This window comes from Rhodosalinus sp. (genome assembly GCF_046542825.1).
Taxonomy (GTDB): Bacteria; Pseudomonadota; Alphaproteobacteria; order Rhodobacterales; family Rhodobacteraceae; genus Rhodosalinus.
Window position 1 is genome coordinate 1 of sequence record NZ_JBKHAQ010000021.1, and the last position, 23,403, is coordinate 23,403.

General features: G+C 69.6%; 22 protein-coding genes. 14 read left to right on the top strand and 8 right to left on the bottom strand.

Annotation, left to right across the window (positions count from 1 at the left end):
* Nucleotides 1–18: 18 nt before the first annotated feature.
* Nucleotides 19–684: an SOS response-associated peptidase gene (locus ACLFOB_RS04625; protein ID WP_410917482.1), complete on the bottom strand. Its 666-nt coding sequence runs from the start codon at nt 682–684 to the stop codon at nt 19–21.
* A gap of 93 nt (nt 685–777) precedes the next feature.
* Between ACLFOB_RS04625 and ACLFOB_RS04630 the strand changes: the two genes are divergently transcribed.
* Nucleotides 778–2,544 carry a tetratricopeptide repeat-containing sulfotransferase family protein gene (locus ACLFOB_RS04630; RefSeq protein ID WP_410925129.1) on the top strand — a complete coding sequence of 589 codons (1,767 nt, stop codon included), beginning with the start codon at nt 778–780 and terminating at the stop codon, nt 2,542–2,544.
* Nucleotides 2,545–2,621: 77 nt separating this feature from the next.
* Here ACLFOB_RS04630 and ACLFOB_RS04635 read toward each other — a convergent pair whose 3' ends face one another.
* Nucleotides 2,622–4,217: a bifunctional metallophosphatase/5'-nucleotidase gene (locus tag ACLFOB_RS04635; protein WP_410925131.1), complete on the bottom strand. Its 1,596-nt coding sequence runs from the start codon at nt 4,215–4,217 to the stop codon at nt 2,622–2,624.
* Nucleotides 4,218–4,365: 148 nt separating this feature from the next.
* On the opposite strand from ACLFOB_RS04635, the gene ACLFOB_RS04640 reads away from it, so the two are divergent.
* Genes ACLFOB_RS04640 through arsC form a run of 3 tightly spaced genes read left to right on the top strand, consistent with a single transcriptional unit; the run spans nt 4,366 to nt 6,100 of the window.
* Nucleotides 4,366–4,707: a DUF952 domain-containing protein gene (locus tag ACLFOB_RS04640; RefSeq protein WP_410925133.1), complete on the top strand. Its 342-nt coding sequence runs from the start codon at nt 4,366–4,368 to the stop codon at nt 4,705–4,707.
* A complete protein-coding gene (locus tag ACLFOB_RS04645; RefSeq protein ID WP_410925135.1) occupies nt 4,704–5,762 on the top strand; it encodes a quinone-dependent dihydroorotate dehydrogenase in 1,059 nt (352 codons plus the stop codon). The genes ACLFOB_RS04640 and ACLFOB_RS04645 overlap by 4 nt, the downstream gene beginning before the upstream one ends.
* Nucleotides 5,759–6,100, top strand: coding sequence for an arsenate reductase (glutaredoxin) (gene arsC, locus ACLFOB_RS04650; protein ID WP_410925137.1), 342 nt, complete (start codon nt 5,759–5,761; stop codon nt 6,098–6,100). Before ACLFOB_RS04645 ends, arsC begins: the two co-directional genes overlap by 4 nt.
* Here arsC and ACLFOB_RS04655 read toward each other — a convergent pair.
* Genes ACLFOB_RS04655 through ACLFOB_RS04665 form a run of 3 tightly spaced genes read right to left on the bottom strand, consistent with a single transcriptional unit; the run spans nt 6,097 to nt 8,355 of the window.
* Nucleotides 6,097–7,428, bottom strand: a complete 1,332-nt coding sequence (locus ACLFOB_RS04655) for an MATE family efflux transporter (protein ID WP_410925139.1) — start codon at nt 7,426–7,428, stop codon at nt 6,097–6,099. The genes arsC and ACLFOB_RS04655 overlap by 4 nt on opposite strands.
* A complete protein-coding gene (locus ACLFOB_RS04660) occupies nt 7,418–7,933 on the bottom strand; it encodes a PaaI family thioesterase (RefSeq protein ID WP_410925141.1) in 516 nt (171 codons plus the stop codon). The genes ACLFOB_RS04655 and ACLFOB_RS04660 overlap by 11 nt, the downstream gene beginning before the upstream one ends.
* Complete coding sequence (locus ACLFOB_RS04665; RefSeq protein WP_410918097.1) at nt 7,930–8,355, bottom strand: PaaI family thioesterase; 426 nt, start codon at nt 8,353–8,355, stop codon at nt 7,930–7,932. Before ACLFOB_RS04665 ends, ACLFOB_RS04660 begins: the two co-directional genes overlap by 4 nt.
* A 125-nt stretch (nt 8,356–8,480) precedes the next feature.
* Between ACLFOB_RS04665 and ACLFOB_RS04670 the strand changes: the two genes are divergently transcribed.
* From ACLFOB_RS04670 to ACLFOB_RS04705, 8 genes are all read left to right on the top strand, one after another.
* Complete coding sequence (locus ACLFOB_RS04670; RefSeq protein WP_410918098.1) at nt 8,481–8,873, top strand: MerR family transcriptional regulator; 393 nt, start codon at nt 8,481–8,483, stop codon at nt 8,871–8,873.
* 202 nt (nt 8,874–9,075) lie between these two features.
* Nucleotides 9,076–9,504, top strand: coding sequence for a MerR family transcriptional regulator (locus ACLFOB_RS04675; RefSeq protein WP_410918099.1), 429 nt, complete (start codon nt 9,076–9,078; stop codon nt 9,502–9,504).
* Nucleotides 9,505–9,537: 33 nt separating this feature from the next.
* Nucleotides 9,538–11,319 (top strand): acyl-CoA dehydrogenase C-terminal domain-containing protein, encoded by a 1,782-nt coding sequence (locus ACLFOB_RS04680; RefSeq protein ID WP_410925143.1) that lies wholly within the window; start codon nt 9,538–9,540, stop codon nt 11,317–11,319.
* A 54-nt stretch (nt 11,320–11,373) separates the two neighbouring features.
* Nucleotides 11,374–11,586: a hypothetical protein gene (locus ACLFOB_RS04685; RefSeq protein ID WP_410925145.1), complete on the top strand. Its 213-nt coding sequence runs from the start codon at nt 11,374–11,376 to the stop codon at nt 11,584–11,586.
* Nucleotides 11,587–11,612: 26 nt separating this feature from the next.
* Nucleotides 11,613–12,764, top strand: a complete 1,152-nt coding sequence (locus ACLFOB_RS04690; protein ID WP_410925147.1) for an acyl-CoA dehydrogenase family protein — start codon at nt 11,613–11,615, stop codon at nt 12,762–12,764.
* 348 nt (nt 12,765–13,112) lie between these two features.
* A complete protein-coding gene (locus ACLFOB_RS04695) occupies nt 13,113–13,748 on the top strand; it encodes a glutathione S-transferase family protein (RefSeq protein ID WP_410925149.1) in 636 nt (211 codons plus the stop codon).
* Nucleotides 13,749–13,761: 13 nt separating this feature from the next.
* Nucleotides 13,762–14,973, top strand: a complete 1,212-nt coding sequence (locus tag ACLFOB_RS04700; protein ID WP_410925151.1) for an acetyl-CoA C-acetyltransferase — start codon at nt 13,762–13,764, stop codon at nt 14,971–14,973.
* Nucleotides 14,974–14,984: 11 nt separating this feature from the next.
* Entirely contained in the window at nt 14,985–17,180 is a 2,196-nt protein-coding gene (locus ACLFOB_RS04705) for a 3-hydroxyacyl-CoA dehydrogenase NAD-binding domain-containing protein (protein WP_410925153.1), read from the top strand.
* A 108-nt stretch (nt 17,181–17,288) separates the two neighbouring features.
* Here ACLFOB_RS04705 and ACLFOB_RS04710 read toward each other — a convergent pair whose 3' ends face one another.
* A complete protein-coding gene (locus ACLFOB_RS04710; RefSeq protein ID WP_410925155.1) occupies nt 17,289–17,933 on the bottom strand; it encodes a Type II secretory pathway, pullulanase PulA in 645 nt (214 codons plus the stop codon).
* On the bottom strand, nt 17,930–18,841 hold the full coding sequence (locus ACLFOB_RS04715) for a DMT family transporter (RefSeq protein WP_410925157.1): 912 nt from the start codon (nt 18,839–18,841) through the stop codon (nt 17,930–17,932). Before ACLFOB_RS04715 ends, ACLFOB_RS04710 begins: the two co-directional genes overlap by 4 nt.
* A 77-nt stretch (nt 18,842–18,918) precedes the next feature.
* Between ACLFOB_RS04715 and ACLFOB_RS04720 the strand changes: the two genes are divergently transcribed.
* Both ACLFOB_RS04720 and ACLFOB_RS04725 read left to right on the top strand, forming a co-directional pair.
* Nucleotides 18,919–20,544 (top strand): AMP-binding protein, encoded by a 1,626-nt coding sequence (locus tag ACLFOB_RS04720; protein ID WP_410925159.1) that lies wholly within the window; start codon nt 18,919–18,921, stop codon nt 20,542–20,544.
* A 120-nt stretch (nt 20,545–20,664) separates the two neighbouring features.
* Nucleotides 20,665–21,690 (top strand): hypothetical protein, encoded by a 1,026-nt coding sequence (locus ACLFOB_RS04725; RefSeq protein ID WP_410925161.1) that lies wholly within the window; start codon nt 20,665–20,667, stop codon nt 21,688–21,690.
* 111 nt (nt 21,691–21,801) lie between these two features.
* Here the strand turns inward: ACLFOB_RS04725 and ACLFOB_RS04730 are convergent, their stop codons facing one another.
* Entirely contained in the window at nt 21,802–23,367 is a 1,566-nt protein-coding gene (locus ACLFOB_RS04730; protein WP_410925163.1) for an SPOR domain-containing protein, read from the bottom strand.
* Nucleotides 23,368–23,403 lie beyond the last annotated feature (36 nt).

Below are 23,403 nucleotides of genomic sequence, written 5' to 3' on the forward strand. Positions count from 1 at the left end.
CGATCGCGCGCGGCCGGATCACGCCTCGACCGGCTCGATCAGCTCCGGCCCGGAGGCGCGGTTGGAGTTGACCGCCCGGCCCACGCGGAAGAACTCCAGCGTGCCTTCGGGCGGGGCCTGCATGACGGCGGCCGCGCCGTGCCCCGCCTCGCCCAGCCAGAGCGCCCAGTGCTCGGGTTCCAGCACCACGGGCATCCGGTGGTGGACGGCGGCAAGATCGCGGCTGGCCGCGCAGGTCACGATGGCGCAGGTGCGATGGGCCTCGCCTCCACGCTCCCAGTCCTGCCAGATGCCGGCGAAGGCCATCGGTTCGCCGTCCGCGCGGCGGAAGTACCACGGATGGCGCGTGCCCTCGGCGTCCCTGGTCCATTCGTAGAAGCCCGAGGCAGGGATCAGGCAGCGGCGTTCGCGCGCGGCGGTGCGAAAGGCGGCCTTCTCCGCCAGCGTCTCGGCCCGCGCGTTGATCAGCAGGGGGCCGTCCGTGGGCGACTTGTACCAGTGCGGCAGGAAGCCCCAGCGCATCGCGCCCAGCCTGCGCCCCTCGCCCTGGTGCCAGACCGCATGCACCGCGTTGGTCGGGCAGACATTGTAGTTGGGCACCGGCGGCAGGTCGTTCGCGGGCACGGCCGCGAAGAGCTGCGCCATGGCGTCGGGGGGCAGGGTCACGGCGAAGCGTCCGCACATGGGCCCAAGCCTAGCCTGCCGGCCGCGCGGCCGCCAGAGTTGCGCGCGTCCCGCCTGCCCGCTAGCAGAAGGGCCAAGGCAAGGGGGACGCGCATGGCAGCCGATCCGCGGATGGAGGCGCAGAAGATCGCGGGGCTTCTGCAGGCGGGCAAGCTGCGGCCTGCCTTCAAGGCGGCGCGCACCGCGATGAAACGCTGGCCGCGCGAGGCCTTCTTCGCCAATCTCGCGGGCCTCGCGCTGGTCCACGACGGCGACAGCCGGCAGGCGGTGGGCTATTTCCGCAAGGCGATGGAGCTGAACCCCGCCTTCCCCGAGCCCGCGCAGAACCTGATCCAGGCGCTCGTCTCGCTCGACCGTGTGGAGACTGCGCAGGCCCTGCTCGACAAGCTGCTCGCGCAGCGCCCGCGCGACCCCGAACTCTGGTACCAGCAGGCGCTGTGCCACATGCGCGCCGGACTCTCCGACGAGGCAGAGGCAGCCGCCAGCCACGCGCTTGCGCTCGCGCCTGCCACGGTCAAGGTCTGGTTGCTGCGCGGTTCGCTTCGCATGGACCGGGGCGACTTCCGCGGCGCGCTCGCGGACTGTCGCGAGGCCGAGAAACTGGCCCCGCAGGATGGCGAGGTCGCGCTGCGGCTCTCCCATGCGCTTGGTGCGCTGCGCCGCGATGCTGAAGCCCTGCAAGCGATCGAGCGCGCCGCGAATCTGGCGCCCACGGACCCCGAGGTGCTGCTGCGCCACGCAACCCTGCTCAACGAGGCTGGCCGCGTGTCCGAGGCGAAGGCGGTGCTGGGGCGGCTTCTGACGCTCGTGCCGCACAATCCGGACGGGCTGTACGAACTCGCCCGGCTGCAATCGGCCGAAGAGAATCGGACGGTCCTGCCAGAGGTCGAGGCGGCGTTGCGCAAGACCCGCTCCGACCGGGACCGCGTGCTGCTGGAGTTCGCGGCGGCGCGGATTCATGGCCAGTCGGGCAACCGGAAGGCAGAGGCGCGCCACATCGCCGCCGCCAATGCCGCCGACGCCCGCCAGCGTCCGCACGACTTCGCCGGGGCCCAGGCACAGTGCGAGCGGATCCTGAGCCATTTCCCGGAAGGCACACCGCTGCTGGAGGTCACCGGCGGGACCGGGAGCGGCGGTCCGCTGCCGATCTTCGTCCTCGGCATGATGCGCTCGGGCACCACGCTGACCGAACAGATGATCTCGGCCCATCCGGCGGTCTTCGGCGCGGGCGAACTCGCTGCCGCCGCGCGCCTGACCATGCCGCAGGTCAAGGGCGAGGCGGGCTTCGGCGCCGAGGAGGCCGCGGCGCTGGCGCGCGGCTACCGCGCCGCGCTGCCCGACATGCCCGAAGGCACCCGCGCCTTCGTCGACAAGATGCCGGCCAACTACCGCCTGATCGGCTATCTGGCGAGCGCCCTGCCGGAGGCGCGCTTCGTCCACCTGGTGCGCGACCCGCGCGATGTGGCGCTGTCGATCTGGCGCACGCATTTCCCCGCGGCGGCGATGACCTTCACCGCCGATCTGGAGGCCATCGCGCAGATGGCGAACCTCTACCGCCGCTACATGGCACACTGGCGCGCGCTCTTTCCCCAGCGCATCCTAGACGTGCCCTATGCGGACCTGGTGCAGGACATCGAGGGGTGGAGCCGGCGGATTGCCGATCATTGCGGGCTGGACTGGGTGCCCGAGATGGCCGCGCCGGAACGGAACCCGGCGGCCGTGCGCACGGCCAGCGTCAACCAGGTGCGGCAGGGGGTCCATTCCCGCTCGGTCGGGGCATGGCGGCAGCATCGGGAGGCGCTGGCCCCCTTCATCGCGGCGCTCGACCCCGCGCTCTGGCCAGAGCTGGACGCAGGCTGAAGGTCGCCGCACCGGGCGTATTTGCCAACAATTGAAAGCAGCGGCGCCGGCCCCGGGCAGGGGACCGGCGCGCTTCGTCACTTCGCGGTGATGCGCCCGTCGGTGTAGGGGGTATAGGGCGAGTTTTCGGCCATGTAGTCGGCCACCACCTGCTCCAGTCCCGGGCCGAAATCGTAGGCGTTCATCGCGTCGGCAGCGAACATCGAATAGCCGTCGCCGCCCCGGCGCATGAAGTTGTTGGACACCACGCCATAGGTCGCCGCGGGATCCAGCAGCTGCCAGTCGCCCTCTGTCATCACCATCACGTCGCTCACGCGCGCGCCGGGCTCTGCCGCGGCGTCGAAGGCGAAGGTCAGCCCCGCCACCTGCGGGAAGCGCCCCGCCCCCTCCTCGATCTGGCTGACGCCGTTCTCGAGCGCGGCCAGAACGTCTTCGCCCCGCAACTGGAAGGTGGCGAGCGTGTTCTGGAAGGGCAGCACCGTCAGCACCTCGCCCATCGAGACCTCGCCCGCGTCGATCGAGGCGCGCAGGCCCCCGCCGTTCTGGATCGCGATCTGGATGCCCTGGTCGCGCACCCGGTCGAGCATGGCATCGGCCACGAGGGTGCCCATCTCGCATTCGCGCGCGCGGCAGCTTTCGCGCGCGCCGTCGATGGCCGCCGTGGTCTCTGCCACAACCTCCTGCATCCTTTCGCGGATCGGTTCGGCAAGCGCGGCCACCCGCTCGGCCACCGCTTCGTCCTTGGCGATGTCGGGGCCCACGAGGATGGTGTCGCCCTTGGCCAGCGTGACCTTTCCGTCGTCGTCGAAGGTCAGCGTCAGGTGGCCCAGGTATTTGGAATAGGCATAGGCCTGCACGATGGGCACCATCGTGCCGTCAGGCGCGGTGGCATAGGTCGGATAGGCGCCCGCGCGGTCGGGGTCGGAGGCCGAGAGATAGCTGTGCGAATGCCCGCCCACGATGGCGTCGATCCCCTCTACCGCCTCGGCGATCCGTATGTCGTGAGGCAGGCCCACATGGGTAAGCGCGACGATCTTGTCCACGCCCTCGGCCTCCAGCTCCTCGACCTGGGCCGCGATCGAGTCGATCTCGTCCATGAAGACGATGTCGGGACCGGGCGAGGACAGCTCCTGCGTGTCGGCTGCCACGGCGGAGACGAGGCCGATCCGCTCGCCCCCGACCTCGAGCACCAGCGTGCGGCCCACCTTGCCGCCCAGTTCCCCGGACCGCGACAGGTCGAGGCTGCCGGAGATCACGGGGAAGGGCAGCGCGTCCACGAACTCGGCCAGTTTCGCGGGGCCGAGGTTGAACTCGTGGTTGCCCAGCGTCATCGCGTCGAAGCCGATCATCGCCATGAACTCGGCCGCCGCCTGGCCCTGGTAGGTGGTGAAGAAGAGCGAGCCCTGGAACTGGTCGCCCGCGTCGAGGACGATCACGTTCTCGCCCGCAAGCTCGGCGCGCTTCTGGTCGATCAGCGTCTTGAGCCGAGCCACGCCGCCAAAGCACTCGCCCGCGGCATCGTCCTCGGGCGGGCAGGTGGAATCGAAGCGGCTGATCGGCTCGATCCGGCTGTGCAGGTCGTTGATGTGCAGGATGTGCAGCGTGTAGTCGGCCGCCGCCATCGCGGGGATCAGCGCCAGCGCCGCTGCGCTGCAGAACAGTCTGGTAAACATCTCGGGACACTCGCTGTGGAGACATGGGCCAGAGCCTGCCGCGCGGCGAGGCTTCCGGCAACGTCAAAGCCTTGCCAAAGCCCCGCGACAGCCGTGTGACAAGGCTGCGCGCTTGACCCCGGGGCGCGGTCGCGGCAGGAGAGCCGCCATGCTGATCTACAAGATCCTTCGCGCGGACGAATGGGCGGACCTTGAAGCCGCAGGCGAGACCGCCGGCGCACCCATCGACGTGGCGGACGGCTACGTGCATTTCTCCACCGCCGAGCAGCTGGAAGAGACGGCCGCGCGGCATTTCGCCGGCGAGGAGGGGCTCAAGCTGCTGGCCTTCGAAACCGCCACGCTCGGCCCTGCCCTGAAATGGGAGCCCTCGCGCGGTGGCGCGCTCTTCCCGCATCTCCACGCGCCGCTCAGGCTGGCGGACGCAGTCTGGTTGCGCGACCTGCCGCTGGGGCCCGACGGGCGGCATGTCTTTCCAGAGGGCATGGCGTGAGCCTGACCGAACGCGCGGGGCTCGCTCTGCTGCGCCGGATCGACCCCGAGACCGCGCATGGCCTGGCGCTGCGCGCGCTTCAGGCGGGCGCGGCCCCCCTGCCCGGCCTCGTGACCTCCGACCGGCTGCGCTGTGAGCTTGCGGGGCTGCGCCTTGCCAATCCGGTCGGGCTGGCCGCCGGCTTCGACAAGAACGCGGTCGCGCTGCATCCGCTCTCGCGCGCGGGCTTCGGCTTTGTCGAGGTGGGCGCGGTGACGCCCCGCCCGCAGCCCGGCAACCCGCGCCCGCGGCTCTTCCGCCTGCCGCAGGACGCGGCCGTCATCAACCGCTTCGGCTTCAACAACGAGGGGATGGAGACCGTGGCCGCGCGGCTGGAGCGGCGACCGCGCGACATGGTTCTGGGCCTGAACCTGGGCGCCAACAAGGACAGCGCCGACCGCGCGGGCGATTTCGCCGCGGTGCTGGTGCGCTGCGGGCCGTGGCTGGACTTCGCCACCGTCAACGTAAGCTCGCCCAATACCGAGCGGCTGCGCGACCTGCAGGGGGCCGAGGCGCTGGCGGCACTGCTCGACCGCGTCATCGACGCGCGCGCGGAACTCGGGCGCCCCCTGCCCCTCTTCCTCAAGATCGCGCCGGACCTCACGGATGCGGAACTGGCCGACATCGCCGCCGTCGCGCGCGAGGCCGGGATCGACGGCATCGTCGCCACCAACACCACGCTCGCGCGCGACGGGCTGCGCTCGGCTCATGCGGCAGAGGCGGGCGGGCTGTCGGGCAAGCCGCTCTTTCGCCGCTCGACACAGGTTCTTGCGCGCCTTCATCGCCTCACCGCAGGCGCGATGCCGCTGATCGGCGTCGGCGGCATCGGCAGCGCAGAGGACGCCTATGCCAAGATCCGCGCCGGCGCGAGCGCCGTGCAGCTTTACACCGGGCTGGTCTACGAGGGTCTTTCGCTGGGCGCCCGGATCACGGAAGGGCTGGATGCGTTGCTTGCGCGGGACGGCTTCGCAAGCGTGGCAGAGGCCGTCGGAACCGCGAGAGGAGAGTGGGAATGATCACGCTCTGGCACAATCCGCGCTGTGCCAAGTCGCGCGAGGCACTGAGGCTGCTCGAGGACCGGGGCGCGCAGGTGCGCCTGCGCCGTTATCTGGACGAGCCGCCCACCGAGGAAGAGCTGCGCCAGCTTCTGCGCACCCTCGGGATCGGGGCCCGGGACCTGATGCGCACGAAGGAGGCACGCTTTCGCGAGGCGGGGCTGTCCGCCGACGACCCCGAGGACCGGCTGATCGGGGCGATGGTCGCGCATCCGATCCTGATCGAGCGGCCCGTGGCGCTGCGGGGCGACCGCGCGGTGATCGGCCGCCCGCCCGACAAGGTGCTGGATCTGGTCTAGCCCGCCGCGCGTTCCAGCGCCGGGTAGCGCAGGCCCAGCGTCACGCCGCGCGCCACGAAGGAGATCAGCAGCGCGGCCCAGAGGCCGTGGTTTCCGAAAGCAGGGACCAAGGCGAGGGCGGCCGCGACGTAGACCGCGAAGCTCGCCGCCATCATGTTGCGCATGTCGGCCGTGCGCGTGGCGCCTATGAAGATGCCGTCGAGCATCCAGCTCGCCAGCCCCAGGATCGGCGCAGCGACCATCCACGGCAAAAACACCCGCGCTTCTGCCCGGACCTCGGGCGCGGTGGCCATCAGGTCGACGATCGAAGGCCCGGCAAGGGCAAAGGCCGCCGCCATGCCGAACGAGGATACCCCGCCCCACAGGCTCGTCACCGCAGCCCCCCGGCGCAGGGTGGCGCGGCTTTTCGCGCCCATCGCCTGTCCCACGATGGCTTCGGCCGCGAAGGCGAAGCCGTCGAGCGCATAGGCGGTGATCTGCAGGAACTGCATCAGCACCTGATTTGCGGCCAGCGTCACGTCGCCGAAGTCCGCGCCCACGAACAGGAACGACACGAAGACCGCCTGCAGCAGAAGCGAACGGATGAGGATGTCGGTGTTGACCACGGCCATGTGGCGCAGCCGCTCACCGTCCAGCACCCGCGCCCAGTCGCGCCATTCGGGCCGGAAGAACGCGTCGCGGCAGAGCCAGAGGCCCAGCGCCAGCGCCGACCATTCGGCAAGGAAGGTGGCAAAGGCCACGCCCTCCACCCCCCAGCCGAGGCCAAGCACGAACCACAGGTCCAGCAGGATGTTGACCCCGTTCATCCAGACCTGCAGCACCAGCACCGCGCGCGTGCGCTCCAGCGCGATCATCCAGCCGGTCAGCCCGTAGATCGCGATGGCGGCCGGCGCGCTCCAGACCCGGATGGCGAGATAGCCCTGCGCCAGCCCCTCGACCTCCTCGCTCGCCGGCGCGAGCAGGAAGGCGCCCGCGAAGAGCGGCCATTGCAGCACGATCAGCCCCGCGCCGGCAGCGAAGCCGATCAGCAGCACGCGGGTCAGCAGGGCCGCGACCTCCGCCCCGTCGCCCGCCCCCTCGGCCTGCGCGACAAGGCCCGTGGTGCCCATGCGCAGGAAGCCGAAGACCCAGTAGATCGCGGTGATGATGATGGCGCCGATGCCGACGGCGCCGATCGGCGCGGCCTCTCCCATCTGGCCCACCACGCCGGTATCGACCGCGCCCAGAAGCGGCACGGTGGCGTTCGAGATCACGATGGGGACGGCGATCTTCAGGACGCGGGCGTGGGTGACGGCGCGCGGGCTGCGCGGGGCGGCCTCAGCCGCCATCGCCGCGCGGCGGCATCAGGAAATGACCCGTGGCCTGCGCGAAAAGCCGCGCGCGGTTGTCCTGCCACGCCTCGACGTGAACGGAGGCATAGCGCCGGCCCGAGCGGTTGACCCGCGCCCGCGCGTAGGCGTCGCGCGGCAGGCCGGAGCGCAGGTAGTCCACGGTGAAGTCGATGGTCTTGGGCAGGCGCGGCAACTCTCCGGCGGCAAGCTTGTCGGGGTCGAGCGTGCCGGCCTCGATCTCGGGCCAGAGCATCTGCCAGCTCAGTTCGATGATCGAGGCGGTTTCCAGGAAGGCCGCCGTGACGCCGCCGTGGATGGCGGGCAGCAGCGGGTTGCCGATCAGCTTCTCGTCGAAGGGCAGCACCGCGGTCAGCTCGTCGCCGCGGCGCTCGAACTCGATGCCCAGATACTTGATGTAGGGCACGCCGTGCACCAGCGCGGCCAGTGCCGCGTCCCGCCGCTGCTTGACCACCTGCACGGGTTCGGGCCGCCGCTTGCTCATTTGACCCCCTCGACGGTGAAGGCGCCCGTTGCGGTGGCGACGGGCCGCTCGTCGTCGTCGTCCCAGGCGGTGGCGCGCACGAAGGCCACCGAGCGCGTCAGGCGGTAGCATTGCGCGGTGGTGCGGATCGTCTGCCCCGGCGTCGCCGGGCGCATGTAGTCGATGCGCAGGTCCAGCGTGGCCGTTGTGCCGGGCGCGGCGGGGTGGCTCATCACCGCTGCCCCGCAACAGGTGTCCATCAGCGCAGAGACCGCGCCGCCGTGAATCACCCCCGTCTCCGGGTCACCCACGAACCGCGCGTCCCAGGGCATCGACATGCTGGCCTCGCCCCTGCCCAGCGCGGTGAAGGTCATCCCCAGCGCCTTGACGTGCGGGATCTTCTCTGTGAACTGGCGGGCCATCTTTGCCTTGTCGGGCGTCATGCGCGGATCTTTCCTGACGGTCGCGCCCCACTCTTCGCGCCTGCGCACCGCGAGCGCAAGGCCGCATGCCGCTGCGGTTGCCGCAGTGGAACCGAGCACCTACCTCTGCGCGAGGGGGTCCGCGAATGTCCGAAACACGCCTCTCGTTCAAGGAGATGTGCGCACGGTTCGACGTCACGCCGCGCACGCTGCGATACTACGAGTATATCGAGCTTCTGCAGCCCGAGCGCATCGGGCGACAGCGGTTCTACGGGCCGCGCGAACTGGCGCGGATGACGCTGATCCTGCGCGGCCGGCGCTACGGCTTTCAGCTGGAGGATATCCGCCAGTGGCTGCTGATCTACGAGAACGAGGGCACCGAGGCGCAGATGCGCACCTTCGTCGAGGCTGCGGACGCGCAGCTTGAGGAACTTGCCCGGCAGAAGGCACAGCTCGAAGAGGCAATTGACGAGCTTCGCCGGATGCGCGACGAGACCCGCAGCACTCTCGAAACGCAGACCCAAAGGGCAAGGGGATAGCGATTCCATCAGCTTCGCGGATGATCTTCACCTTGATCGGCGGGAAACATCCTTGCGTCCCGCAGCTGCGCAGCGACGGAAAATGACACGGACCCGAAAATGACGCAGCGTCCCGGTTACGTCAACATCGCCCGGTGTTGTAACCATGCGGAGAAATCAGCATCTCGCCGGCGTCACCCAAGGACTCACAAGGACATCACCCATGACTTCGACGCCCGTCGGCCAAACCGCCGACACTGACGAAACCATGACGATCCGGCAGATGTGCGACGCCTTCGGCGTCACGCCCCGGACGCTGCGATTCTACGAATCGAAGGAACTGCTGTTCCCGATCCGCGAGGGGCAGAAGCGGCTCTTCACCCGCCGCGACCGCGCGCGGCTGAAGCTCATCCTGCGCGGCAAGCGCTTCGGCTTCAGCCTGGAAGAGATCCGCCAGCTGCTGGACCTCTACCACGAGGACGACCAGCAGCGCACGCAGCTTCTCAAGACCTACGAGATCGCGAAGGAGCGGCTGGCCGGCATGGAGCGCCAGCGCGACGAGCTGACCGAGGCGATCGAGGAGCTGAAGGAACAGCTTGCCTGGGGCGAACAGATGCTCGATTCGCTGAACAAGAAGACCGCGGCGGAGTGACCGCCGCGGCCCGACTGCAGTAGGGAGTGACGCATGCCGATCTACGAAGCCCCCACCCGTGACATGCAGTTCGTCCTGCATGACCTGCTCAAGGTCGCCGAGGCCGACATCCCCGGGTACGAGGAACTGGACCGCGAGACCACGGCGGCGATCCTCGAGGAGGCCGGCAAGCTTTCCGAGAATGTGCTGGCGCCGCTGAACACGGTGGGCGACGAACAGGGCTGCACGCTGGAAAACGGCGTCGTGCGCACGCCCGAGGGTTTCAGGGACGCCTATGAGCAGATGCGCGCGGGCGGCTGGATGGGCCTCGACGCCGACCCGGAATACGGCGGCCAGGGGATGCCCTACCTGATCGGCTCGGCGGTGGGCGAGATGTTCGTCTCGGCCAACATGGCCTTCAACATGTATCAGGGCCTGACCCACGGCGCCTATTCCGCGATCCACACCCACGGCAGCGACGCGCAGAAGCGCACCTACCTGCCGAAGATGGTGGACGGCATCTGGTCGGGCACCATGAACCTGACCGAGCCGCACTGCGGCACGGACCTTGGTCTGATCCGCACGAAGGCCGAGCCGCAGGACGACGGCACCTGGCGCATCACCGGCCAGAAGATCTGGATCTCTGCCGGCGAGCACGACCTTTCCGAGAACATCATCCACCTCGTTCTTGCCAAGGCCCCTGGCGGCGGCGAGGGCACCAGGGGCATCTCGCTCTTCATCGTGCCGAAGTTCATGGTGAACGAGGACGGCTCGCTCGGCGCACGCAACGCGGTGTCCTGCGGCGGGCTGGAAAAGAAGATGGGCATCCACGGCAACGCCACCTGCGTGATGAACTACGACGGCGCGACCGGCTACCTCGTGGGCGAGCTGCACAAGGGCATGCGCGCGATGTTCACCATGATGAACGAGGCGCGCATCGGCGTGGGCCTGCAGGGCTACGCGCAGGGCGTGGTTGCCTATCAGAACGCGCTGGCCTTCGCCCGCGACCGGCTGCAGGGCCGCGACGTGACCGGCCCCGCGAACCCCGAAGGCCCCGCCGACCCGATCATCGTGCACCCCGACGTGCGGCGGAACCTCCTGCATCAGAAGAGCTTCGTCGAGGGCGCGCGCGCCTTCACCTTCTGGGGCGCGCAGATGATCGACCGCGCCCACCGCAACCAGGACGCCGAGGCGGAGGCGATGATCTCGCTGCTCACCCCGGTCATCAAGGGCTTCCTTACCGACAAGGGCTTCGAGACGACCGTGCTCGCGCAGCAGACGCTGGGCGGCTCGGGCTTCACCCGCGAATGGGGGCTCGAGCAGTTCGTGCGCGACGCCCGGATCACCATGATCTACGAAGGCACGAACGGCATCCAGTCGCTCGACCTCGTGGGCCGCAAGCTGGGCCAGAACGGCGGCAAGACGATCATGGCCTTCTTCGAGATGGTGAAAGGCTTCGCCAAGGAACACGCCGGGCAGGACGAGGCCTTCGATCGCGATTTCCTCGACCCGCTCAAGCAGGCCTCCAAGGACCTGCAGGCGGCGGGCATGTTCTTCATGCAACAGGGCATGAAGAACCCGCAGGCGGCGCTCTCCGGCTCCTACGACTTCATGCACCTCTTCGGCCACGTCTGCCTCGGGCTCATGTGGGCGAAGATGGGGCTCGCCGCCAGGGCGGCGCTGGCCGAGGGCCGGGGCGATGCCGAGTTCCTGGAGGCCAAGCTCGCCACCGGGCGCTACTACATGGCGCGCCAGCTGCCCGCCACGGCGATGCACCTCAAGCGCATCGAGAGCGGCGCGGAGCCGGTGATGACGCTGGATGCGGCGAGTTTCTGACGGGGGGCGGTGCGTGCCGAGCACGCACCCTACGCCCGCGAAGAGGGAGGAGAGATGCCGAAACGCTTCCGCACCACCCGGCGCTTCCAGGTCGCGATGACGGAGGACGGCTACCGCCGGCTCCGCAAGTTCGCGACCGAGGCGGGGCTGGACGAGGGCGAGGCGCTGTCCTTTCTCTTCGAACATTTCGACAGCGTCACCGACGAGGACACCCTCACGCACAGGCTGAGGCTCTTCAACTCGGAGCTCGACGCGCGCAGGAGATAGAGCAGTCAAGGGGGAGGAGACCCGCGATGCCATCCGCATGGATGACCGAAGAGCACCAGATGCTCGCCGAGATGACCCGGCGCTTCATCGAGGAGAACTGGGTCCGGCACTACGACCGCTGGCGCAAGCAGGGCGAGATGGACCGGGAGACCTGGCAACAAGCCGGGGAACTCGGCCTGCTCTGCCCCTCCATCCCCGAGGAATACGGCGGCGCGGGCGGCGATTTCGGCCACGAGGCGGTCATCCTGATGGAAGGCTCGCGCGCCAACCTCGCCTCCTGGGGCCACGGCATCCACTCCGGCATCGTCGCGCACTACATCCTCGCCTACGGGACCGAGGAGCAGAAGCTGCGCTGGCTGCCGAAGATGGTCAGCGGCGAGATGGTGGGCGCGCTCGCCATGACCGAACCCTCCGGCGGCTCCGACGTGCAGAACATCCGGACCCGCGCCATCCGCGACGGCAACGTCTACCGCGTGACCGGGCAGAAGACCTTCATCACCAACGGCCAGCACGCCAATCTCATCATCGTCGCGGCCAAGACCGACCCCGCGGCGCGCGCGAAGGGCACCTCGCTCGTGGTGATCGAGACCGACGGCGCCGAGGGCTTCCAGCGCGGCCGCAACCTCGAGAAGATCGGCGCGCATGCCGCCGACACCTCGGAACTCTTCTTCGACGAGGTGCCCGTGCCGCCGGAGAACATCCTCGGGACCGAGGAGGGGCGCGGCTTCTACCAGATGATGCAGCAACTGCCGCAGGAGCGCCTCATCATCGGCTGCGGCGCGGTCGGGGCCATGGAGGGCGCGGTCGAGCGCACCATCCGTTACTGCCACGAGCGGCAGGCCTTCGGCGGCCCGATCATGCAGTTCCAGAACACCCGTTTCAAGCTCGCCGAATGCCTGACCAGGACGAAGGTCGCGCGCGCCTTCCTCGACGAGTGTATCGCCGACCACCTGCGCGGCGAACTGACGGTGGAGAAGGCCGCGATGGCGAAATACTGGCTGACGGATACGCAGGGAGAAGTGCTCGACGAATGCCTCCAGCTCCACGGCGGTTACGGCTTCATGCAGGAATATGCCGTGGCCGAGATGTGGACCGACGCCCGTGTGCAGCGGATATACGGCGGCACCAACGAGATCATGAAGGAACTCATCGCGCGCAGCTTCGCGGGGGGGAAATGACCCCGACGCCTGCGTTGCCTGAGCCGCCGCGGGTGGGGGCTTCGCGCCCCCACACCCCCGCGGGGTATTTCTTGCAAGAGGAAGGACCGTTCATCGAACCCTCGGAGGCAGGCGGGCAGCACCCGGTCCACCCCGCCGCCATGCCGACGGTCACGCATGACGCCTGCATGACAGCGGGGCTTCCCCTTGCATGGCCATCGGCTCCCCAGCCTGTGCCACGGGACTCGTCTACACTCGACAGGGTTAAGGAGAGGTGAACAGGTCCATGTCTTCCTCTTGCTCAAAATACCCCACGGGGGTGCGGGGGTGTGAAACCCCCGCGTCTCCCAGACCGGCAAGGAGCGCGCCATGACGATCCGGCTCTACTGCTTCGGAGAGAGCGGCAATTCCTACAAGGCCGCCCTGCCCCTCGAGCTTTCGGGCCTCGACTGGGAACCGGTGAAGGTGGATTTCTTCGCGGGCGCCACGCGCTCCGACGACTATCGCGCGCTCAATCCCATGGGAGAGGTGCCGGTGATGGTGCACGGGGACTACACCCTCACCCAGTCCGGCGCGATCCAGGACTACGTCTCGGAGAAGTCCGGCCGGTTCGGCGGAGGCGACGCGCGCGAGCGGCGCGAGATCCTGCGCTGGGTGCTATGGGACAATCACAAGCTCTCAAGCCAGGCCGGCATGACGCGGTTCCTGATGAACTTCCTGCCCGAGGAGAAGCGCCCGGCAGAGGTGATCGGCTTCCTGCAGGGCCGGCTGAAGGCAGCCTACGCGGTGCTCGAAGGGCATCTCGACGGGCGCGACTGGCTGGTGGGGGACGGCCCCACCAACGCCGATTTCTCCTGCTGCGGCTATCTCTTCTATCCCGAGCCCTTCGGGTTCGACCGGGCCGAATGGCCCGCCATAGACGCCTGGCTCGCCCGCATCGCGGCGCTGCCGGGCTGGAAACACCCTTATGACCTGATGCCCGGCCGCCCCTCGGACCGGGCCTGAACGGAGGCAGATGATGACCGACGCCTACATCTACGACGCCGTGCGCACGCCGCGGGGCAAGGGACGCAAGGACGGCAGCCTGCACGAGGTGACCGCGCTGCGGCTCTCGACCACCGCGCTCAATGCGCTCAAGGACCGCAACGGGCTCGAGGGTCACGCCGTGGAGGACGTGATCTGGGGCAATGTCACGCAGGTGGGCGAGCAGGGCGCTTGTCTGGCGCGCACCGCGGTGCTGGCCTCGGATCTGGACGAATCGATCCCCGGCGTCTCGATCAACCGCTTCTGCGCCTCGGGGCTCGAGGCCGTGAACATGGCCGCCAACCAGGTGCGCGGCGGCGCGGGCGGCGCCTATATCGCCGGCGGCGTCGAGAGCATGAGCCGCGTGCCCATGGGCTCGGACGGCGGCGCCATCGCGGCGGACCCCTCCGTGGCGATGGAGATGTATTTCGTCCCCCAGGGTATCGGGGCCGACATCATCGCCACGCAATACGGCTTCACCCGCGATCAGGCGGACGCGCTGGCGGTCGAGTCGCAGCGCCGCGCAAAGGCGGCCTGGGACGACCGGCGCTTCGCGAAGTCCGTGGTGCCGGTGCGCGACGTCAACGGCCTCACGATCCTCGACCGGGACGAGCACATGCGGCCAGAGACCGACATGCAGAGCCTGGGCGCGCTCAAGCCCTCGTTCAAGGAGCAGGGCGAGGTGATGCCGGGCTTCGACAAGGTGGCGATGCTGAAGTATCCGCATCTGGAGCGGATCGAGCACATTCACCATGCCGGCAATTCCTCCGGCATCGTCGATGGGGCCTCGGCCGTGCTGATCGGCTCGAAGGAATGGGGCGAGGCGCGGGGGCTCACGCCGCGCGCGCGCATCCGGGCGACCGCCAAGATCGGCACTGACCCCACCATCATGCTGACGGGCCCCGTGCCGGTGACGCAGAAGATCCTGCGCGAGAGCGGGATGCAGATTGGCGACATCGACCTTTTCGAGGTGAACGAGGCCTTCGCGGCGGTGGTGCTGCGCTTCATGCAGGCCTTCGAGGTGGACCCCGAGCGGGTCAACGTGAACGGCGGCGCGATCGCCATGGGCCACCCGCTGGGCGCCACCGGCGCGATGATCCTGGGCACGCTGCTCGACGAGATGGAGCGCACGGACCGGGAGACCGGGCTCGCCACGCTCTGCATCGGCTCAGGGATGGGCGCGGCAACGATCCTGGAACGCGTGTGAGGGGGAGAGAGATGACCGAATTCACGATGGAGACAGGCGCCGACGGCGTCGCGGTGATCACCTGGGACGTGCCGGGGCGCTCGATGAACGTGCTCAGCCTGACCGCGCTGGAGGAGCTTGACGCGCTGGTCGACGCGGCACTGGGCGACGACGCGGTGAAGGGCGTGGTCATCACCTCGGCCAAGAAGGACTTCGCCGGGGGCATGGACCTCAACATCCTCGCCCGGATGCGGGACGAGGCCGGCGACGACCCGGCGAAGGGGCTCTTCGACGGCATCATGCGGATGCATGGCGTGCTGCGCAAGATCGAGCGCGCGGGCATGGACCCCAAGACGCTGAAGGGCGGCAAGCCCATCGCCTCTGCCCTGCCGGGCACGGCGGTGGGTATCGGGTTGGAGATCCCGCTTGCCACCCACCGCATCTTCGCCGCCGACAACCCTAAGGCCAAGATCGGCCTGCCGGAGATCATGGTGGGCATCTTCCCGGGCGCGGGCGGGACCACGCGGCTGGTGCGCAAGCTGGGCGCCATGGCGGCGGCGCCCTACCTGCTGGAGGGCAAGCTGCTGGATCCGAAGAAGGCGAAGGGCGCGGGCATCATCGACGAGGTGGCCGAGGATCCGGTCGCCGCGGCGAAGGACTGGGTGCTGAACGCCAAGGACGCCGACATCGTCAAGCCCTGGGACGCGAAGGGCTACAAGATGCCGGGCGGCACGCCCTATCACCCGGCGGGCTTCATGACCTTCGTCGGCGCCTCGGCCATGGTGAACGCGCAGACCTACGGGGCCTTTCCGGCGGCCAGGGCGTTGCTGAGCGCGGTCTATGAAGGCGCGCTGGTGCCCTTCGACACCGCGCTGAAGGTCGAGGCGCGCTGGTTCACGCATGTCCTGTTGAATCCCTCCTCGGCGGCGATGATCCGCTCGCTCTTTGTCAACAAGGAGGCGCTGGAGAAGGGCGCGAACCGCCCGGAGGCGCCGGACCAGCGGGTGCAGAAGCTGGGCGTTCTGGGCGCGGGCATGATGGGGGCGGGCATCGCGCTCGTCTCCGCGCAGGCCGGCATCGAGGTGGTGCTGATCGATCAAAGCCAGGAGGCCGCCGAGAAGGGCAAGGCCTATACCGCAAGCTACCTGGAAAAGGGCCGGAAGCGCGGCAAGACCACGCCCGAGAAGGCCGCCGAGACGCTGGCGCGGATCACGCCCACCACGGATTACGCCGCGCTTGAGGGCTGCGATCTGGTGATCGAGGCGGTGTTCGAGGACCCCGCGATCAAGGCCGAGGTCACGAAACAGGCCGAGGCGCATCTGCCCAGGGACGCGATCTTTGCCACCAACACCTCGACCCTGCCGATCGGCGATCTGGCCAAGGCGAGTGCCCGGCCGGAGCAGTTCATCGGCATCCACTTCTTCTCGCCGGTCGAGAAGATGCTGCTGGTGGAGATCATCAAGGGCCGCGAGACGGGCGACCGCGCGGTGGCCAAGGCGCTCGACTACGTGCGCCAGATCCGCAAGACGCCCATCGTGGTGAACGACGCGCGCTTCTTCTACGCCAACCGCTGCATCATCCCCTACATCAACGAGGGCATCCGCATGGTGGGCGAGGGCGTGGCGCCCGCGCTGATCGAGAATGCCGCGCGGCAGCTGGGCTTTCCCGTGGGGCCGCTGCAGCTGGTGGACGAGACCTCGATCGACCTTGGCGTCAAGATCGCCAAGGCGACAAAGGCCGCCATGGGCGATGCCTATCCCGACGACGCGGTGGACGAGGTGGTGTTCTGGATGGCCGATCAGGGGCGGCTGGGCCGCAAGGCGAACGCCGGCTTCTACACCTACGACGAGAGCGGCAAGCGCACCGGCCTGTGGGAGGGGCTTGGCGACAAGTATCCGCTGGCCGAGGAACAGCCGACGCTCAGCCGGGTGCAGCATCGCCTGATGTTCGCGCAGGTGCTGGAGGCAGTGCGCGCGCTGGAAGCCGGCGTGCTCGAGGACATCCGCGAGGGCGACGTGGGCGCCATCCTGGGCTGGGGCTTCGCGCCTTGGTCGGGCGGGCCATTCAGCTGGCTCGACATGCTGGGTGCCACCCGCGCGGCGGAACTCTGCGACGAGCTCTCGGCGGCGCATGGCGCGCGCTTCACCTGCCCCGCGCTCCTGCGCGAGATGGCGGCCGGGGGGCAGAGTTTCTACGGCCGCTTCGGCCCCGCCGCGCAGGCCGCCTGACATGACGGTCGAGCCGCGCCCGATCCCCTGGGGGATCGCGGCGCAGCCGGCCGCGGAGCACGCCATGCCGGCCGAGGCCCGGCAGCGGATCGCCTGCGGCGAGACCGTTCAGAACGCATAACCGAAGCGCGCGATGTCCTCGGCGCACAGGTCGGCGACCCGCGCCGCCGTCTCGTCGTCGTAATAGCGGCGCCAGTCGCGGTCGCGGGCAGATGCATTGGCGCGCGGCAGCGCCACGCGAAACCCCAGATGCGCGAAGAAGGGCTCCGCGTCCGCCTCGAAGTGCTCCAGCCGGACGTAGAGCGAGGCGCGCTCGCGGCCCTCGGCGTCGGTCATGTAGGCGGCATAGGGGTGCGCGCGCAGGCTGGCTCCAATGTCGGGATCGGCGATAAAGCCCCCGAAGTCCTTCGCTTTTGCCAGCGCCACCACCGGATGGTCGAAACGCTGCATCCGCAGCCAGTGCCAGTAGCTCACCAGCCGGTCCCAGGGGTTGCGCACCAGCGTGACGGTGAAGAAGCCGTCAAGCTCTGCCGCATCGACGACGCCTTCGATGTCGGCCAGCGTGGAATGTTTCCAGAGCCGCCCGCGCGGGTGAAGCCCCCTGAGCCGCCCGCGCCGCCGCCGTGCCTTCGGCGTGTCGCCGATCAGCAGGTCGTCGGCCATCGCCCGCGCCTCCAGCGCCAGCGCCAGCGCCGTGCCCCCCGTCTTGGGGATGTGCACGAAGATGTAGCGCCGCCCGCGGGAGACGATCATCGCGCCTCGCGCATCCGCAGCGCGACGAGGCTGCCCGCCGCGGCAATCAGCGCGATTCCCAGCAGTTGCTGCAGGCCCGGCAGATGGCCGAAGAGCAACCATGCGAAAAAGGGCCCGGAAATGAAGGCGGCGTATTCGAAGGGCGCGATATAGCTGGGCTCGCCCAGCTGGTAGGCGCGGATGATAAGCCCCACGCCGATGAGCGATCCCACCGCCTGTATCACGAGCCACAGGCCCGCCTCGCCCAGCTCCCACGTCCAGCCGCGCAGCAGGAAGCCCTCGCCCGCCGGCAGGACCCAACCCAGCAGGGCGAGCGCGGCCAGGCTGACCACGATCTGGCAGAGGATGATGCCCGTCAGCAGCGTGAGCGCGGTCTCGCGCGCGCAGATCGTGTTGGTGGCGATCATGCCGATGGCATAGAAGACGCCGCCCAGCGCCGGCATCAGGATCACGGGCGAGAGCGTTGCCGGGTCAGGCTCCAGCACCACGATCAGGCCCGCGAATCCCACCGCCACCGCGGCGATCCTCACGCGGCCCACCGGCCGGCGCAGCGCCACCGCGGTCAGCACGAGGATCCAGATGGGCGAGGTGAAAAGCCCCGCCAGCGCCTGCTCGATCGGCAGGAAGGCCAGCGCGCCGAAATAGAGCGACATGGCGATGGTCACCGCCACGCTGCGAAACGTCACCGCGCGCAGCGAAACCGCGCGGATCGGCTGGCGCATCGCGAGCGAGGCGGCCCAGAGCATCGGCAGGCAGAGGATCCCGCGCATCAACTGGAACTGCCACAGCCCGATATCGCGCGAGATCAGCGCCACCGCGTTGTCGATCAGCCCGATGATCGCCATCGCGCCGAGCATCGAAAGCGCGCCCGCGGCGGAGCCGCCCCGGGCGGTATCGGCAACACTCATGGCGCAACCCCGTCTTGCGGCGCAATATTCTTTCCCTATACGCTCCGCCCGACAGGGAAAAGGGGAGGCGCGCGGCGATGGGCTGGCTCGCGGACGAAACGGGACTGGAGAAGAACGCGGCCAACTTCGTGCCGCTCACGCCGCTGTCGTTCCTGCGGCGCGCGGCCTCGGCCTTTCCCGAGCGCGAGGCGGTGGTCTACGGGCCGATCCGCCGGACCTATCGCGAGTATTCCGAGCGGGTGAGCCGCCTGGCCTCTGCGCTCGCGGGCATCGGGGTGAAACCCGGTGACGTGGTGGCGACGCTGATGCCCAACGTCCCCGCGCAGGCAGAGGCGCATTTCGGCGTGCCCGCCTGCGGCGCGGTGCTCAACACGATCAACGTGCGGCTCGACCCCGACACGGTGGCCTACATCCTCGACCACGGGCAGGCGCGGGTGCTGCTGGTCGATCCGCAGTTCGTGCCGCTGGCGGCGGAGGCGATCGAGCGGATGGAGGGGCCGGCGCCGGCGGTGGTCGAGGTGGCCGACGATCACGCGGGCGTCCATCACCTGGGCGAATACCCCGAATACGAGGATCTGCTGGCCGCGGGCGATCCCGGTTTCGCATGGCACATGCCGGAAGACGAGTGGGAGAGCATCGCGCTCAATTACACCTCGGGCACGACGGGGCGGCCCAAGGGCGTCGTCTATCACCACCGCGGCGCCTATCTGAATGCCATGGGACAGGTGCTGTCGTGGCGGATGGTGCTCTATCCCCGCTATCTCACCATCGTGCCGCTCTTTCACTGCAATGGCTGGTGCCACACCTGGATGATGCCGGCCGTCGCGGGCACGGTCGTCTGCTGCCGCGACATCGCGGCCAAGCCGATCTTCGACGCCATCGCCGACGAAAAGGTGACCCATTTCGGCGGCGCGCCCATCGTGCTCAACACGCTGATCAACGCCAAACCCGAAGAGCGGCGGGAGTTCGACCATGTGGTCGAGGTCTTCACCGCCGGCGCGCCGCCCGCGCCCGCAACGCTGGCCGCGATCGAGCCGATGGGCTTCAACATCACCCATGTCTACGGGCTGACCGAGACCTACGGGCCCGCCACCGAATGCTGCTGGGGCGACCAGTGGGAGGGGCTGGCAGGCGACGACCGCGCGGCGAGGAAGGCGCGGCAGGGCATCGCGATGCCCTTCATGGAAGACGTCCATGTCGTCGACGAAAGCGGCGCGCCGGTGCCGATGGACGGCCAGACGCAAGGAGAGATCGTGTTCCGCGGCAACGGGGTGATGAAAGGCTATTTCAGGAACCCCGAGGCGACGGCAGAGGCCTTCAGGGGCGGCGTCTATCACTCCGGCGACATCGCCGTGCAGGACCCCGATACCTACCTGAGAATCCAGGACCGCGCGAAGGACATCATCATCTCCGGCGGCGAGAACATCAGTTCCGTCGAGGTCGAAGGCGTGCTGATGGCGCATCCGGCCGTCCTGCTCTGCGCGGTGGTGGCGAAACCGGACGAGAAATGGGGCGAGGTGCCCTGCGCCTTCGTCGAACTCAAGGACGGCGCCGAGGCCGACGAGGCCACGCTGATCGCCCATGCGCGCGAGCGCCTCGCGGGCTTCAAGACGCCCAAGACGGTGGTGTTCCAGGAATTGCCCAAGACCTCGACCGGCAAGATCCAGAAGTTCGAGCTGAGGGCCATCGCGCGCGCGCTCTAGGCAAGGCGGGCGCTCATCGACCCTGGCGGGCCTCTTCGCGTGCAGTCTACGCGATTGCCCGTGGCGCGACCGCCGTGATAGCTTCTGCCCAACTGGAAAGAGGCAGAGCAGAGCCCGCCCATGACGGCCCTGGAACAGTATGCCCGGCTGGAGGCCGCGGGCCTCTGGCGCGCATCGCCCGGTGCGCAGCGGCGGGACGTGATCGTATCGCTGGGCGAGGCAAGCCTGACGATCACCGACCTTCAGGACCGCGCGCTGGCGCACTGGTCGCTCGCCGCCGTGGCGCGCGCGAACCCGGGTGAGAGCCCTGCCCTCTACCACCCCGACGGCGATCCCGGCGAACAGCTGGAACTGGGCACGGGCTCGGAGGACATGATCGACGCCATCGAGCGGGTGCGCCGCGCGGTGGACCGTCGCCGCCCGCGGCCGGGTCGGCTGCGCCTTGCCGGCATCGCGGCGATGCTGCTGCTTGTTGCGGTCATCGCCGTGCTCTGGTTGCCCGGCGCGATGCGCGACCATGCGCTGCGCGTGTTGCCGCCGGCCAAGCGGACCGAGATCTCGCAGGCGCTGATGGCGGAAATCATCGCACTGTCCGGCCGTCCATGCCGCACCGAAGACGGGATGCCGGCGCTCGATGCGCTCGCGCAGCGCGTGCTCGGGTCCGGGGGCGAGGGCAGGCTCGTGGTGTTGCGCGACGGTCCGGTCGCCACGGCCAGCCTGCCCGACGGACGCATCCTGATGGCGCGCGCGCTGATCGAGGATCCGGCCGAGCCGGACGTGCCGGCAGGTTTCGTTCTGGCCGAGGGGCTGCGACAGGCGGCGCAGGATCCGCTGGAGACACTGGTGCGGGAGGGCGGCGTGAGCGCGAGCTTCGGTCTGCTGACCTCGGGCACGCTGCCGCCGGCTCTGCTGCGGGCCCATGCGCAGCGGCTGCTGACCGCACGGCCTGCGACGGTTGCCGACCTGGCGCTCCTGCAGGCCTTCGAGGACGCAGCGATCAGCCCCCGGCCCTATGCCCTGGCGCGCGATGTCACCGGAGAAAGCGTGCTGGGGCTGATCGAGGCCGCGCCCTTCGCCCGGACGAAACCCCGCCCGGCCTTGACGGACAGCGACTGGCTACGCCTGCAGGGCATCTGCGGTGCCTGATGCGCTGCACAGGCGCGGCCACCTGCCCTCGGGACGAATGGCACGCAAGGGCGCGGCCGGGAGGGACCGCTCTGCAATGGGCAGGCACTCGCGGCTTGCGCAGGCGATCCGTCAGTTGCGCGGGAAGGCGTCGGCGAAGCCCGCCCGGCGCGCGGTGCCCAGTGCGTCCCGCAATCGTGCCTCGCTCGTGAATGGCCCCGCCAGAACGATCCGGTAGCTTTTCCCGCCCCGGCTCATTCGGCTGAGGCGCACGGGCAGGCCCATCGCCTGCAGCCGGGCGGCAGTGCGCTGCGCATTGGCCGGCTCGCCGAATGTGCCCACCTGAACGAAACGATGCGGCGCCGCCGCGCGCGGTTCGGGCGCGGCGGGTGGAGCCTCGCGCACCGGCTGCGCGCGCGGGGCCGCCGGCTGAACGGGCGCGGAGCGCGTGGCGACATCTGCCTGACCGTCGGTTTTCTGCACCAGCCGCACCCGCCCGTCCGGCGCGACACGCACCTCGAGCTCGTCTTTGGCCGAAAGATAGGCGTTCTGCGTGGCAAGGTCGGTGAAAGGGTAGAAGAGCCGCGGGTGGCGGGCTGTCACGTCCTCGCCACTTGCACGATCGATGAGGCGGCGGGGCGTGGTGTTGGTCCAGACCAGAAGCATGCGTTCGCGGCCGTTCAGCGTCTGCTCCGCACGGCGCGGGTTGAGGCGCCCGTCATCCCAGGCAGGCTCGTAGCCGTCCGGCACCTCGACGCGGGCCTCCTCGGGCTGCGGCGGCTGCCAGAGGTGACGCGGCAGCACCCGCGCCTCGCCCGACACCGCGCGCCCCGAGACACTGCGATACACCTTCGCCCCGTCATCGGCGTCTGCCGCAGCATGGCGGTGGATGCGCGCGCCCTCCGGCAGGGCCTCGGCCTCTGCGGCGGACGGGATGCGGAAGCTGTAAGGCGGCTTGGCCTGCGGGCCGCAGCGCAGCCGCTCGCCCTCACGCCCGGCGAGGTAGCGCCGGGACACCGGTGTGCCCCCCGGGCAGCGCGCGCCGGCGACCGCGGCGGGCGCGCGCCCGGCGTCCGGCCGCGATGCAGGGGGAGCCGCCTGACCGCTCTGCCGCGGCGCCCGGGCGCCGGCGACGGTGCGGATCGGATCGCCGCTGGCCCTCGGCGCGGCGGGGCGGTCGCGGCGCGGCACTTCGATGCGCATCTGCTCGGGGTCCGGACGGGACCGCGGCTGCGCCTGCTGCCGGGGCGCCGGGCGTGGCGCCGCCTCGGCCGCCCGTGTCTCCTCGCGCGGTGCCGGCGCCGCCTCGGCCGCCCGGGTCTCCGCGCGCGGTGCCGGTGCTGCCTCGGGCGCAGCCTCCTCCGGCGCGGGGGCCTCGACCACCTCCGTCTCGTCACGCGCTTCGGGCTGGGGTTGCGGCTCCAGCCGGGGCGCGGGCGCATCGGCGAAGGTGGGCTGGAAGCCGCACAGCTGCTCACGGTCCCGGTTCACACGCGGAATCCAGGTGACGTTTCCGTCCACACCGGCCCGGATATAGACACAGCCGCGACTGTCCACGAACTGCCGGTCTTCGTAGCCGTCGGGCGGAAAATCGGCCGGTGGCCCGGCGGTGCGCAGCGGTTGCGCAGCAACGGGCGCGGCAAGCGCGATCAGGCACGCGGCCAGGGCCGAACGTGCAAGCGGTGTCTTCGGCGTCATGTCATCCCCCACAGATGTCCGGTCAGGATGCCGCAG